The sequence below is a fragment of the Pustulibacterium marinum genome (assembly GCF_900116665.1).
GTDB classification, from domain to species: Bacteria; Bacteroidota; Bacteroidia; order Flavobacteriales; family Flavobacteriaceae; genus Pustulibacterium; species Pustulibacterium marinum.
In genome coordinates, this window is the sequence record NZ_FPBK01000020.1 from 1 (window position 1) to 14,747 (window position 14,747).

The 14,747-nt window shown below is 37.8% G+C and carries 11 protein-coding genes; 5 read left to right on the forward strand and 6 right to left on the reverse strand.

Annotated elements, in window-relative coordinates; all coding sequences use genetic code 11:
- Positions 1 to 46 precede the first annotated feature (46 nt).
- From BM383_RS17385 to BM383_RS17405, 5 genes are all read right to left on the reverse strand, one after another.
- A complete protein-coding gene (locus BM383_RS17385) occupies positions 47 to 3,145 on the reverse strand; it encodes an efflux RND transporter permease subunit (RefSeq protein ID WP_093026429.1) in 3,099 nt (1,032 codons plus the stop codon).
- A 38-nt stretch (positions 3,146 to 3,183) separates the two neighbouring features.
- On the reverse strand, positions 3,184 to 4,275 hold the full coding sequence (locus BM383_RS17390) for an efflux RND transporter periplasmic adaptor subunit (protein WP_093026430.1): 1,092 nt from the start codon (positions 4,273 to 4,275) through the stop codon (positions 3,184 to 3,186).
- 4 nt (positions 4,276 to 4,279) lie between these two features.
- A complete protein-coding gene (locus BM383_RS17395; RefSeq protein WP_093026431.1) occupies positions 4,280 to 5,599 on the reverse strand; it encodes a TolC family protein in 1,320 nt (439 codons plus the stop codon).
- Between the two features lie 94 nt (positions 5,600 to 5,693).
- Positions 5,694 to 7,037, reverse strand: a complete 1,344-nt coding sequence (locus tag BM383_RS17400; RefSeq protein WP_093026432.1) for a HAMP domain-containing sensor histidine kinase — start codon at positions 7,035 to 7,037, stop codon at positions 5,694 to 5,696.
- On the reverse strand, positions 7,034 to 7,717 hold the full coding sequence (locus BM383_RS17405) for a response regulator transcription factor (RefSeq protein ID WP_093026433.1): 684 nt from the start codon (positions 7,715 to 7,717) through the stop codon (positions 7,034 to 7,036). Before BM383_RS17405 ends, BM383_RS17400 begins: the two co-directional genes overlap by 4 nt.
- 756 nt (positions 7,718 to 8,473) lie before the next feature.
- On the opposite strand from BM383_RS17405, the gene BM383_RS17410 reads away from it, so the two are divergent.
- Positions 8,474 to 8,809, forward strand: coding sequence for a single-stranded DNA-binding protein (locus tag BM383_RS17410; RefSeq protein ID WP_093026434.1), 336 nt, complete (start codon positions 8,474 to 8,476; stop codon positions 8,807 to 8,809).
- 84 nt (positions 8,810 to 8,893) lie between these two features.
- The gene (locus tag BM383_RS17415; RefSeq protein ID WP_093026435.1) at positions 8,894 to 9,352 is read left to right on the forward strand and encodes a JAB domain-containing protein; all 459 of its coding nucleotides are present in this window, start codon (positions 8,894 to 8,896) and stop codon (positions 9,350 to 9,352) included.
- Positions 9,353 to 9,945: 593 nt separating this feature from the next.
- Here BM383_RS17415 and BM383_RS17420 read toward each other — a convergent pair.
- Positions 9,946 to 10,944 (reverse strand): IS110 family RNA-guided transposase, encoded by a 999-nt coding sequence (locus BM383_RS17420; protein WP_093026436.1) that lies wholly within the window; start codon positions 10,942 to 10,944, stop codon positions 9,946 to 9,948.
- A 621-nt stretch (positions 10,945 to 11,565) separates the two neighbouring features.
- On the opposite strand from BM383_RS17420, the gene BM383_RS17425 reads away from it, so the two are divergent.
- Genes BM383_RS17425 through BM383_RS17435 form a run of 3 tightly spaced genes read left to right on the forward strand, consistent with a single transcriptional unit; the run spans position 11,566 to position 14,727 of the window.
- The gene (locus BM383_RS17425) at positions 11,566 to 12,342 is read left to right on the forward strand and encodes a BfmA/BtgA family mobilization protein (protein WP_093026437.1); all 777 of its coding nucleotides are present in this window, start codon (positions 11,566 to 11,568) and stop codon (positions 12,340 to 12,342) included.
- Positions 12,254 to 13,288, forward strand: coding sequence for a MobB family relaxase (gene mobB, locus BM383_RS17430; protein WP_093026438.1), 1,035 nt, complete (start codon positions 12,254 to 12,256; stop codon positions 13,286 to 13,288). Before BM383_RS17425 ends, mobB begins: the two co-directional genes overlap by 89 nt.
- The gene (locus tag BM383_RS17435; protein WP_093026439.1) at positions 13,285 to 14,727 is read left to right on the forward strand and encodes a type IV secretory system conjugative DNA transfer family protein; all 1,443 of its coding nucleotides are present in this window, start codon (positions 13,285 to 13,287) and stop codon (positions 14,725 to 14,727) included. The genes mobB and BM383_RS17435 overlap by 4 nt, the downstream gene beginning before the upstream one ends.
- The last annotated feature ends 20 nt before the right edge of the window (positions 14,728 to 14,747 follow it).

Genomic DNA, 14,747 nt, shown 5'->3' on the forward strand with positions numbered 1-14,747 from the left:
TAGTCCCTCGTGTTATCAAACCTCTGGACTTTGAGTCCAGAGTGGTTTAGTTGGTACCTTCGTGTTTTTTACGGTATGCCAGATAGAATAACTGTGGCAAAACGGTGAACGATAATAGCATACAAATGATCAAACCGCCACAAATCATAATCGCTAGTGGTTTTTGTACTTCAGATCCCATTCCATTAGAGGTAGCTGCTGGTAACAATCCTAACGATCCCATTAACGCAATCATCACAACAGGACGAATTCTGCTATACACACCTTCTGAAATGGCTTGTTTGAGCGGTAAGCGTTCATGAAGATTTTCTTTCATTACTGCTACCAGAATAATTCCGTCAATGGTACACACGCCAAAGAGAATTATAAACCCAATTCCGGCAGAAATACCAAATACAGTTCCGGTAATCCAAAGCGATAAGAATCCTCCAATAAAAGCAAAAGTAACGGTAGAGATGGCAATAAGCATATCTTTTACGTTTCCAAAGTTCATGTACAACAAGAAAACAATGAGTAATAATGCTGCCGGAACAATTACGGTAAGTTGTTTGGTAGCACGCTCTTTACTTTCAAATTCACCAGCCCATTCCACGCGTGTGTCTTTATCAAAATGCAACGCTTCCGATACGCGTTGTTGTGCTTCGGCAATGGTGCTTCCTAAATCACGACCGTCAATACTAAAGCCAACTCCGGTGTAGCGACTACTGCCTTCGCGGTAAATAAAGGCCGGACCCGTTTTAAAGGAAATATTGGCAATTTCTTTGAGTTGTACTTCTTGTCCGGTAAGTGTAGGAATCAAAATATCGCCAATGGCATCTTCGTCATCTCTGTAATTTTCCTGAAAACGAATTTGAATGTCAAACTTGCGCTCATCTTCATAAAAATAAGACGCTGTTTTACCACCAATGGCCATTTCTACTACGGTTTGAGCATCTTCTGTATTTACGCCGTATTGTGCCATTTTTGCCTCGTCTAACTGAATGCGGAGTTCAGGCAAACCAATGTTTTTGTACACTTTAAGATCGGTAATTCCAGGAACTTTTTGTAATACTTTGGAAAGTTGCTCTGCCTGATTTTCCATTTTGTACAGGTCGTTTCCAAATACTTTTACAACCAAAGAACTTTTCACACCCGCCACAAATTCTTCTACATTATCTTGAATAGGTTGGCTAAATCCGAAGTTGATACCTGGAAAAATTTGCAAACTATCTTTCATTCTGGCTAATAATTCTTCCTTGGTTTCGTCATGTTTCCACTCATCTTGTGGATACAATTGAATGTGAAATTCATTATTAAAAAATCCTGTAGGATCGGTACCATCATTAGGCCTACCGGTTTGGTTCAGCACAAATTTAACTTCATCAAAATTGCTGATTTTCTTTTTAATGGCTTTTCCTGTTTTTACAGATTCTTGCAAACTCACACTATTGGGCAACGTAGCTCGTACATACACAGCACCTTCATTTAACTGTGGAATAAATTCGGTTCCGTAATTCAGAAAATGAACCACACAAGCAATGAGTACAACGCAAAAACTAGTTAAGGTAATTTTCTGGTTTTTGGTAGTCCAGGTGAATAATCTGAAAATGTTTTTTCTGAAGAAATTTACAACCGGATTATGAATCGGTTTTACGTTTTTCTTCAACATTACTTTACACATGGCAGGCACAAACGTTAAACTCAAAATCAAAGAACCTAACAGTGCATATCCTAAGGTGTAGGCTAAAGGAGTGAACATTTTGCCTTCCACTTTTTGAAATGAAAATATAGGGAATAGCGCAATTATAAGGATCAATTGCGAAAAGAAAATGTGTGGAGCCACCTTACGAATACTGTTTTTAATGGTTCCTGATTTTGAGAGTTTGTTATAGCGTTCCAAGCCAAAATGTTCTGATTTTTCTTCGAGCTGAACGTAGACACTTTCCACAATCACCAGCGTTCCTTCTAGCAATAAACCAAAGTCTAAAGCTCCCATGGAAATTAAGTTAGCCGGTAATCCTTGGATTTTTAAGAGTGTGATACTGAATAAGAACGATAATGGAATTACCAATGCTACCGTAATGGTGGTACGCCAGTTGAACAAGAAAATCAATACAATGACAGAAACTAGAATGATTCCTTCTACCAGGTTTTTACTTACTGTTTTTACTGTGGTGTTTACCAATTCAGTTCGGTCTATAAAAGGTTCAATTTTTACATCGCTTGGTAGAATTGAAGTGTTTAGTTCTGTGATTTTGTCTTTCAAGCGTTCAATCACCGCAGCCGGATTTTCTCCACGAAGCATCACCACAATTCCTTCAACAACATCTTCTTTATCATCTAAACTAACCTGACCTAAACGAGGTTTGGCAGTTTTTTCTACATGTGCAATATCTTTGATTAAAACTGGAACTGTCCCGTTTACGTTGATCAAGGTATTTTCAATGTCTGAAATGGAGGTGAGTAAACCTACACCACGTACCACATAGGCCTGCGAACCTTTTTCAATAATATCGCCTCCTACATTAATATTGCTTTTAGAAATAGCTTCGTATACATCTAGTGGTGTAAAATCGTATTGTTTTAAAGCAACTGGATCAACTTGAATTTGATAGGTTTTTTCTTCACCACCAAAACTTTGCACATCGGCCACACCAGCAACAGAAAGTAGCTCGCGCTCAATGGTCCAATCTTGAATGGCAGTTAACTCTTTTATAGGTCTTTCACTATCAATAATGTATCGGAAAATTTCTCCGGTAGCGCCGTAAGGTGGATCAATGTCCGAACTAGCTTCTTCAGGTAAATCAACACCTTGAAGTCTGTTGGCAGCATATTGTTGCGCGTAGAAATCTTCTACATCATCTTCAAAAATAACGGTGACAACCGACAAACCAAAAAGAGAAATAGAACGTACATTCGCTTTTCTGGGAATGGTGTTCATCTCTTTCATAATAGGGAGCGTCACAAATTTTTCTACTTCCTCTGCACTTCTTCCCGGCCATTGCGTAATAATACGAGCACGCGTATTGGTGACATCTGGGAAGGCTTCTATAGGCGTGTTCAAGTAGCTCACTACACCTGCAATGGCCAGCAACGCCGTTAAAAAGAAAACTATAAGGGAATGGCGTAGCGAAAAGGCCACTAAGCCATTGGTGAATTTTTTCATGGATTTAGATTTTTAGAATTCAGAAATATGAATTGATATTACATACCAGCGTAAGCATTGTACCAAAGCAAAGCATCTTTTTGAATAATGGTGTCTTGCGGATTGATACCGGATGCTATGTAGTATCCATTTTTATCTTGTTCCAGAATGCTTACTTTTTTAGGTTGTAAAGCACAGTTTCCTTGTTGAGAAGCCGTCATTACATAATATTGATCGTTGCTAAAAATCACAGCATTTTTAGGAATCCATAAAGCGGTTCTGTCTAATTTTTTTTCAGCATTTACCGTTACGTTAAGTCCTGGTTTTAACTGCATATCTATATTTTTCAAAATGATACGCGCTTTGATCACATTGTCATCTGGATCGATGATATTAGAAATGTGACTAATGCTGCCTTCGTATGTTTTATCAGGAAAAGCGTTTCCGGTAATGGTTACAGGCATTCCTTGATGTATATAAGAGATATCTTGTGCATATATGTTGGCGTTGATCCAAACTTCATCTAAATTAGATAGTGTGAACAAAGGTTCGCTACCCGCATTGATCTGCAATCCTGAAGCCATGTGACTCCCAACAATATAACCACTTACAGGAGCAACAATTTCAAAAACACCCGCCTCCGGTTTGGCACTAAACAACTCTAGATTGGTTTGTAAATTGGCAATTTGCGATTCAATTTGAGCTACATCACTTTGTGAAGCAATCAAATCTTTTTCAGAAGAAATTCCGTTATTATAAAAGCTTTGGGTAGATTTTAAATCGCGTTCAGCTACTTTTAATTGCGCGTTTAATTGCTTTAACTGAGCTTGCATAGCGTTTAGTTCGGTACTTTTTATTGAAGCTAGTACCTGACCTTTTTTTACGTTATCGCCCAACGAAACATAAGTGTTGGTAATAATACCGTCTACCAAACTAACGTATTGCACCACATTGTTAGGGTTGTAATCAATTTTACCGTTCAGCGTAATGGTGTAGCTTACTGGTTTTTCTTCGGGTTGAATTAATTGAGCCAATTCGGTGTCTGATAAACAAGGAGCTTTTTCTTCGGCTACTTTTTCAGTTTGTTTTTCGCCACATGCTTGTAAAAGCAAAGCACTCACTAATAGGTGTTTGTATAGATTCTTGATCATTTTTTTATTTTTTTGGGTGTTGTAAGTTCATTCCGGTGATGTAATTGAGTTCTTCGAGCGCATTGAAAAACTGTTGCTGATTTTCGTAAAGAATCTGCATGTTCTCGATGTAAGCTTCCATAAAATCGAGATAGTTGATCATATTGATGGTTTGATCTTTAAAGAACTGATTGTAAGCTTCCATTGCGGTATCTAGATCTTTTACATAATCTGCATCAATATCTTCAAAGAAATCTGCCACTTGCTCTAAGTTTGCGACGCTTTCGCGCACTTTAGTTTTTACATTTAAAGTTGCTTGCTGATGTGTAAACTCGGCTTGAGAAATTTCAGCAGTTGCTTGTTGAATACCACCTTTATTTCGGTCGAAAATAGGAAGGTCTAAAGAAAAACCGACTCCAATAAAATCTTGCATAATATTCCCGCCACGGTCATATCCTACAGAAAAAGTAACGTCTGGGACGCGTTGTGCTTTTTCATATGCCAATTGATTTTCAGCTTTGTTAACTGCCAATCCGGTTGCTTTTAATAAAGGTTGTAATGCAATGGCTTTGTCTTGTAGCGTTTCAATTTGCAAAGCATAAGAAGTTGTGGTGTATTGAAACGTGTCGTCGAAAATTGCGGTAAATTTTAGCGTAGTATTGTCTGGTAAATTCAGCATTACCAATAAGTTTTGCTGTTGTGCATTTAAAGATTCCTGCTCATCAATAATCTCATTTTTCAGGTCGAAATTGGTAGCTTGTAATCTAATTAAATCAACTTTACTAACGTTTCCTTCCTCAAACTGATCGCGATAAGCTTTGATCAACGTTTCTAAAGAGTTCGATTGTTTTTGAAGTAGTTCAATGTACAAACGGCTGTATTCAAAATGATACAAGGTTTCTCTAAATTCGGTTCGTAAACTCAATAGAAAATCTTCTAGATACGCACTTGCCATTTCTTGAGAAACTTGTGCTATGGCCACTCTTTTTTTTCGTTTTCCTGCTAATTCAACCAACTGTTCAATTTGTGCAGCAACTTGCCTGTAGCGTCCAAAATCAGCATCACCAAAAAGTCCCGGTAATTGTTCACCGTTTCTTTTTTGATAGTCGGTAGCCCAAAGATTCATCTCGTCTACAGTAAGTGTAGGATTTGGCCATACTTTTGCCTGAATTATAGCCGCCTCTGCGATGTCTAGATTTAACTTTTCTGCTAACAACGATAAGTTGTTTTTTAGCAATAATTTTTCTGCCTCGTCTTGGGTAAGTGTCACAGTATTGTTTGTCTGAGCCGTTATTTTACCTAAGCTCAGCAACAATAAAATGTAATATACAATAGTTTTTTTCACTGTGTTTTGATTTTACACAGCAAAGGAAGTTGAGGAAGGTTAAGCACGCTTTTGTGCTACATTAAAATAAGATTAGAATGGCATGAAAACGCTTTTAAGGTATCGTTACCGTAATGGTGGTTCCGGTGTTTAATTGACTTTGTAAGTGCATTTGAATGTGGTGTGCTTCTAAAATGATGGCCGCAATGCTAAAGCCCAAACCATTTCCTTCAAAAGTTCCGGCATTGGTGCTGCGATAAAAGGGTTGTTTTAAAAACGCAAGTTCTTGAGGCGGAATGCCAATGCCTTCATCTTGAATGCTGATTTGTAATTTTTCCTGCGATTCTTTTAAAGTGATTTTTACAGGATTTTGGGAGAATTTAGCAGCATTTTCCATCAAATTAAAAAGCGCCATATATACCATGGTTTGGTTGACTTTGGCAGTAAGTATTGTTGTTTTTTCAGGTGGAATTTGTAAATCAATTTGAAATCTATCAGGATATTTTTGTTGAAGATCGTTAATGATCTCCCAGATAATTTCATCAATTCTTGTGGTAGTTTTATCTTGAATAGTACGCTGAATCCCTGAAAGTAATAGTAGATTTTTTAGAATTTGTTCCAGTCGGTGTGCTGCTTGTAAAACCGTAACGTTATTTTCTTGATATTCAGTAGTGGTTCTAGGTCTTTGTAGCGTAACTTCTAAATTATTGATAATGGAAGCTAATGGTGTTTTTAACTCGTGAGATGCATGATCAACAAAATTTTTCTGTTGCTGATAACTGTATTTAATTTCGTTCAACAGGTTATTAAAAGCCTCAAAAAGTTCTTCTAATTCGTCTTTTGTTTTAGGATACGAAAGCAATAATTCTGAAGTGTTTAAATCTAATAGATCTACTTGTTTGATAATGTTTCGTACTGGTTTATAAGCATATTTTGCAAGTTGTGAAGTAAACAAAATCAAAATAAACATACCAAAGATAAATGTAACCAACAAAATGGTTAGTAGCGATTTTTTTTGTTCTTCAATTAATTGATTTTTAGAACTTACCAATACCACAAAATCACCTTGATTATCTTTGTAAAACAACCCGTGGTAAAACACATCATCAATCTGAAAATTATAAATATTCTCATTCCTGATCTTATTCAGAATAGCTTTATTAACGTCAATTTGATCTTCCGTATTGAAAACAGTAGTGGTGTTTTGGTCGTAAATACTAATTTTACGTTCTGGATTGAGCTGATAAAATGCGTTTTGAATAGGAGAGAAGTTAGCCTTATTTAATTCATCTTTTTCCAGATAAAACATTCCGGATATTTGTGCTGTGCGCGACAAATCTTTGTAGAAAATCCGTTCGGAAGATTGGATAAATGACGTATAGATAAGTATGGAAATAATGGCAAAAATGCCTCCAAAAAGAAGGCTGCTAGTCCAGGTTATTTTGTGTTGAATTTTCATTCAGTATCGGAGATCATGTAGCCTCTTCCTTTGATCGTTTTGATGAGTTTTTTTTCGTTGGGAAGGTCTATTTTATTTCGAAGATAGGAAATGTACACGTCGATAATATTAGTATAGGTATCTTGATTGGTGTTCCAAACACTTTCTAAAATTCGGGTGCGCGAAACTACTTTGTCTTTCTCTTCTAGTAAACAACAAAGTAAAAAAAATTCTTTGGCAGATAGCTGAACATCAGTAAGACCACGAGTTATTTTGTTTTTAGCTTTATCAACTACAAGCGTGTCACAAGTTAAAATTTCGGAAGTAGTTTGCTGAATATTTTGAGAACGTCGGTACAAGGCATTGATTCTTGAAATGAGTTCTTTAAAGTGAAAAGGTTTGGTCATGTAATCATCCGCACCTTTGTCTAACGCTGCAACTTTATCATCGGCTTCGCCTAATGCGCTAAGCATTAAAACCGGAGTTTGAATGTGTTTGAAGCGAATCATTTCACACAACTGAATTCCGTTGAGTCCGGGCAACATCACATCCATAATGATGATATCCCATTGATGCCGAAAAATAAGCTCTCTAGCTACTACACCATCTTTTATCCAAGTAGTGGTGAAACCTTCTTCCAAAAGCCCTTTCGAGAGTGAAGCGCCCAAATGTGCATCGTCTTCTATGAGTAATATATGCATAATTCAAAAGTACATTTTTTTAAAAATGTATGGGAGTTATTAGAAATTGAAATTTTAGCTTAATATGTAAAACTTGGTCTTTATAACTCAATTGAGTTAGATATAGCATTGCAATTACGAAGAATTCTTGACGATGATCCAATTTTTTTGTGCGTATGCTTAATAGATATATGGATTATTTAGAGTTCATTTATTTACGAGTGTTAAGAAAATGGTAGGATATGGATCGTAGGTCTAAGGTTCTGATATGAGTCGTATAAAGCTATAACAGCATCCTTCCTTTTCGATTGTTGGAGGTACTTCTTCCCAACAGGCTTGGGATTTCCTATCAGGTATTCCGAAGCGCTGCCTCTTTTTGGGGTAGCAAAACACGCACGGTTCGGCTGAAACAGACAGCATAAGCCGCTCGTTCCTCTCTTTTATATGTCCTTATTCCTCCGTAACCGTGCAATCTGTGTCAGCATCCAAAAAAGATAACAGCTCAACGGCTCTATAGGAAGTAAATCCAACCCACGTTCATTGAAATCAGTACCTAAAAAATTGTTCGAAAAGGAAGCCTACAAAATCCAAAAAAGAAAAACGCTTCCGGATATAAAAAGTAAATCTGTTCACCGAGGTTTTGAAAGTCTTTAAAAGGCTTTTTGAAATGTGTTAACAACAGGTTTTGTGTTGAGGTATTGATGGGAAGGTGGTGGAGCTATTACTGAGTTTAGCAGTGATCAAGAAAGGAAGTTGAATTTTTTAAATCTAAATGTTATGAGTACAATCAGAAATTTTGTTCAGTTAATGGGTAATGCAGGAAATGCTCCTGAGATTACAGATTTTGAAAGTGGTAAAAAAGTAGCTCGTTTTTCCTTAGCTACCAATGAGAGCTTTTACAAAGAAGGTGAATTACAAACCGAAACTCAATGGCACAAAATTGTAGCTTGGGGGAAAACTGCCGAGATTATCGAGGGGTTTGTGACCAAAGGAAAAGAAATAGCCGTGCATGGGAAGTTAGCCACTCGTTCGTATGAGGGTAAATACAAACAGACCCATTACATCACCGAAATTGTAGCCAATGAGGTAGTACTATTGGGAAAACCTGAATAGTATGCATGAGTTATCAAGGTGAGTAAAGCGGAATCGCTTTCAAGGGTTCCGCTTTCTTTTTTATGAATCTTAAAATGAAGTAGGATGAAGCAGTTTGAAAAATATCAGGTACAAGAATTACAGGTGAGTTACTTAGGGAATTTACCGGCGAAAGCATTGCAGATAACCAGTTCGAAAGATGCCTTTCGGGTATTGCAACAGGCATGGAATCCCAACACCATTGGGTTTCAGGAAACTTTTCAAGTATTGTTACTCAACAATGCGAATCAGGTGAAAGGAATTTATAAACTGTCGATAGGAAGTGTTACAGGGACACTAGTGGATATTCGGTTGTTGTTTGGGGTAGTGCTCAAATCGGTTTCTACAGCCATCATCATAGCACACAACCATCCCAGTGGTAAAATGAATGCTAGTGAAGCAGACAAACAGTTGACCCGAAAAATCCAACAAGCCGCGGAATACTTAGATATCAAAGTATTGGATCATATTATTCTCTCTCCATTCAACGAATATATGAGTTTTGCGGATGAAGGAATGTTATAAATCACTATCTTTTAAGTGGCTTACATAAACTTTGCAAAAGAGTTACAAGGGTTATATCCTGTTATTCTTAGGAATGGCAGGATTTTTTTTACCCTTAACGTGCGTTGGTGTACAGAAGTGCTAAACTATTGCTAAAATAGCTACAACGGTTATTGATATGACTTATTTTCGTATCAGTGTTTGGGGGAATACGATTGCTATGAAAAAGACCCACTAATTTGAAAAATGAGGATATTGTGTGAGCACAGTATCCTTTTTTTATCAAACCTTTAAGAGTTACAATTTTACGCGTAGGTATAAATTTTACTATCTTCAACATCTCGAGACAATCCTTAACAGTGCATTCCATAAGCGGTAATTTTTGGATTTCCGCTATGGTTTTTTTTTACGATCGATCGTTTTCGGGATTTGACTTTCCTTGGACGTAAACGATGCGATACAGCAACGTTTATGTATTCAATTTTTTACATATAGAAGGTAGCCGACGAAGCAATTCGGAGGGCTCGAATTTTTTGGACCCTAGCGGGACGGAAAAGATTTCCATGTTAAAACCAAATAAAAAAGATAAAAAAATGATGTCATCAAAATTAAGTTTATGCTACTTGCTTTTTATAAGGTTTCTGCCTTTTTACAACAGCACATATACGTAGCACGAGTTTATTTCTAACATTGTTTAGAACGAGCATTTTGTTTTTGCCTTCCTCAGCTTTTCTTAAATAGTACTCCTTAAGATCGGGGTCATGTCGAACAGCGGCGAGGGCACACATATGAAGTTGTTTTTTAAGGGTTCGATTAGCAATAGGATGTGTTTTAGATTGTTTATGAACACTGGAACCAGAAGTATGCTCAAAAGGCACCACACCGCAGTAACAAGCGAGTTGTTTTGGATCTGTATAACGCGTAAAGAAATTTGTGAAAATGGTAAAATATACAGCCGTAATAATGCCTATACCTGTAACCGAGGTAACCAGTCCTATGGTGTTATTGAGTTGGTCATCAGAAAGAATGAGTTCTTTTAAATCCTCCTCAATACGGTTAATTTCGTTGGTAAAACATTTGATTGTTTTTTTAATGTTTTTCTCAGCGAGTTTGCCTAATTCTGGATCAAAAGCCTTCATTTCATTGGGATGCTTTTGTAAGTCAGCTTTGAATTGTACCAATTTTTCACGGACTTTAATTAATAGTTTTACCTTTTCAAGTACTAAAGGAATTGGTTTGTATAACTCTAATTCATTACAGTTTTTCTCGGCATACTTAGCTATTCGTACAGCATCAATCTTATCATTTTTACCACGTTGTATTCCAATACTTTTAGCAATTCTTAAAGACATTTCAACACAGAAATTAGCTTGTTTTTCAACAAGTTTAGCAATGATGATTCGACCATATACCCCCGTATGCTCCATGCAGATAAGCGTGTTTTCTAAAGAATATTTTTTATTCTTTAAAAGCCTGATAAAAGCGTTAACACCTTTGAGTGTATTTTCAAATTTGAAGGAAGTAGGTAATTGATCTTGTTCTATTACAGCAACATCAAAAGTACTTTTAGAAATATCAATACCTACAAAGTGAATAAAATTAGAATGTTCCATGATAAAATAGTTTAATATGAATAAAAATGAGTAGAGCAATCATAATCTGAACGCTTATCTAATCCCTGTTACTAGGTCTAAAAACCTGAATTTCCATCTGATGCAATTTCAGATAATAACCGGTAAAGGATGTAATCATTAGTTTTAAGTCTAAGAACTTTGAAAAGCAATTCAAGCGTCTTTACCGGCTGATTGTTATTCACTATCACAAAGATTATCATCTCTAAGCGAATAACCATAAGATTTTGTATTACAGGCACAAGTAAGTCTCAAAAGCGTTAATCTGAACAACTATCGAACCCCAATAATTAGGTCTAACACCTGGATTTCCATTTGATACAATTCAGAGATAACCGATAAAGGATTTTAAAATGATAAGCCTCAAACTTTGGAGTGCGTATAAAGCTCCTTTATCGGTTGAGTGTTACTTATAATTATGGAGTATTAAAAGAAGAAAAGAAACCCTTAGTGAAAGAGCTATCTTAACCGATGATAATCTCTATATAAGTAACGAATCAAAACTAAGGGGAAGAGCAAGAGGGTAACACGCCACGGGCGATGTTACAGTATTGAGATTGCTTGAAACCCTTGTCATTACTGGGGTTTGGAGCGATTGCTAACATGGTAAGATACAAAAGACTTCCTGGAAACGCTTCGGGAAGCCTTATAAACACAGTAAAAAGTTCCTGGAAGATGCGAAAAGAAGATGCCGAAAAATACAACTATACGAATATGTCGATCAAGCGTGTCACGGTGCAACACTTTGCAGAATTCTGTAAGGGATTAAAGCAAACGCGCTCCGAGGTATTGCAAGCCATGATTTACTTTTTTGAAGGGTATAAACTCTCTCCTTATGATACGTTGGATTCTCATTTGGAGCGGATAGAAAACACATTTAAAAAACGATTCAGTGCGATGATTTCCATCATCAAGGATATCGAAAAAAAGAAAATGGATCCGACTCATGAAATGTTGCAATTGCTGTTTCAGGAAGCGACCCGATGGGAGGAACCAAAATCGGAACTGAAACTGGAAAAAGGGAGTGATCCTTCCGACCATACCAAGCCTAAAAAAGAATTGCTTTTGGAGAAAATTAGACCAGAGGAGAGCAGTTCTTTGGATAGAAATTTGGATGCACAAGCTTATTATCAGGATCAATATTTTGAGGAGCAAAAACGGGTAAGAGAACTCACCCGAATGCTGGAAAAAATCTTTGCAGCGAGTTCCTATGTCGATCCCACTTTTGGAAGTGGGTATGTGAAAATTAGTATGGAGAAAAATGAATTTGAACACATGAAAATGAAAGCCTATGTACATCACGATCACACCACAGAAAACAGGGAGCAACTACCTGCAAAGCGCTTCGGATTTTGTTGCCTATTTGGAAAAAGAAAATGAAGGATTGGAAGAAGCTGCACAAGAAACCTTTTTTAATCAAGAAGCAGATGCCATAGCTGCTGAGAAAGTCATTCAGGAGATTGATACCAATACAGCGAAGCTCAAAAAAACAGAAGCGCGGTTTTATTCTTTGACGATTAATCCGAGTCAACGGGAACAAGCCATTTTACAAAATCCTAGTACGGATCTGAAAGCCTATACGCGGGAACTGATGAAGGAGTATGCGAAATCCTTTCATCGAGAAATTGATGGACGCCCGGTAAACGCTAAGGATCTGAAATACTTTGCCAAAATAGAGCACAGTCGTACTTATAAAGGTACGGACAAAGCGGTTCGGGAAAACCAATCCTATATTGCCAAGGTGGCGAAACTGGAAAATGATATTCGGAAAATAGAACGGGGGGAATTGGCAGGCAGTGTCAAGGCGACCCAACGGGAAATCGAACGTACACGCAAAGCAGCACCCCATCAACAAAATGGTCGGATGGTGGAAACTGGAATGCCCAAAGCAGGAGCGCAAACCCATGTGCATGTCATTATGAGTCGCAAAGATCAATCGAATCGCTATAGCCTGTCTCCGGGAAGTAAGTACAAAGCTTCGGAGGTAGAGTTCAATGGAAAAAAAGTCAAACGAGGTTTTGATCGGGATCGGTTTTTTCAAAAAGCAGAACAGCAGTTTGATAAACAATTTGGTTACAAACGGCATTATGTAGAACAGTACCAGGCACGGAAGACCTTACTGAAGAATCCTGATGCCTATGTGAAAAAGTTATGGCAGATGGCACCGAGTCAACGAAAACTAGGATTTCAAATCTTACGGGAAGCAGGAATTAAAACCAGTGTACCAACAGTACCAGTGAATCAGGCACAACTGGCGGCTAAAGTATTGAAACAAATTAAAAAAGGGGTGAGTCGTGCCATTCGTTCCGGCTCTATTGAGATATGACAACACAACTAGTAGAAATTATTATGTATTATGTAGCTCCGGGACTATTAATCTTAACCTTGGTGTTGGGACGGGTGTGGAGTGGACGTACACCGAAAGTACCACCAAAATATCGCTTGAAATTACAACTAGACAATGGACGTTTTACCATTGAGAATATCCGTAGAGGAATTTGCATCATTGGGGCTGCCGGAAGCGGGAAAACCGAGAGTGTGATTTATCCCATACTTCGCCATTTGGCCACGCATCAGTTTTGTGGCATTCTGCATGATTATAAGGATTTGGAATTAACGGAGATGGCGTATCCCTTGTTTGAACAGCAGCAAGTTCCCTTTTATACCATTGCGTTTGATACCTTGTACTATCGGGTAAATCCCATAGCACCTCGATACCTGCCCAATGAAGAAAGTGTACATGAGGTATCCAAGGTCCTTATGGAAAATCTATTGGAACAAAACTTATCGGAGGCGATGGGAAGCAATAAGTTTTTCTCGGATGCGGTGGAGGGCTTGTTGGCAGGGTTGATTTGGAAACTGAGAACACACTATCCTCAATTTTGTACGCTCCCGCATTTGATCGCAATTTTTCAGTACTTGGATACCGAAAGTTTGGAAAAGTTCTTGGGAGCTGATCTAACAGCCAATACCATGGCAAGCGCTTTTATCCATGGAGTGGATTCGGAGAAGCAAACGGCAGGAGTTCGTAGTACCTTGGCGAATGCCTTTAAAAAGATTGGCTCCCGAAAGTTATTTATGGCTCTCTCTGCCGATGAGGTTCCCTTGGATGTGAATCATCCCGATCGCAAAGCAGCGATCGCTATTTCTAACCACCCGAAATATGAATCTGCTTTTGCACCGGTGATTGCTACGGTGATGCACACGGTGGTGAAGCAAATGAGTGAACGGGGAAGGGAATCAGCTTTTATCTTGATGGAGGAAGCGCCTACCATTAAACTTTTACACATGCACCGAATCCCTGCAACCCTTCGGAGTTATGATATCACCACCATCTATGTTATGCAGGATAAGATTCAAAATGATATGCTCTATGGGGAGAAAGCCAGTAAGGCTATTATTAGTAATTTATCCTATCAGTTTTTTGGCAAGGCGAATGACCCGGATACCGCCAAATACTATGAACGATTTTTTGAGATAGTTACAAAACCTACTAGAAGTGTGAGTAAGGATGCCGGATGGAGTTCCAACAGTCGGATTACCAAAGGAGAAAAGGAGGTAAGCAAACACCGAGCCGATGAGTTTTTTAGATTACGTACCGGAGAGTTTATTGGGTTTGCGGATGGGAGAGATAAGAAGTTGCGGTTTCGAGTGCCGGTGATAGCGAAACAAAAACCACCGATTCCTAAGAAATACACGGAAAAGGATTTAGATACTAACTTTGAAAGAATACACAGAGAGGTGAGGGGGATGTTTGGGAGGTAAAATACTTAATATAGAAAGTT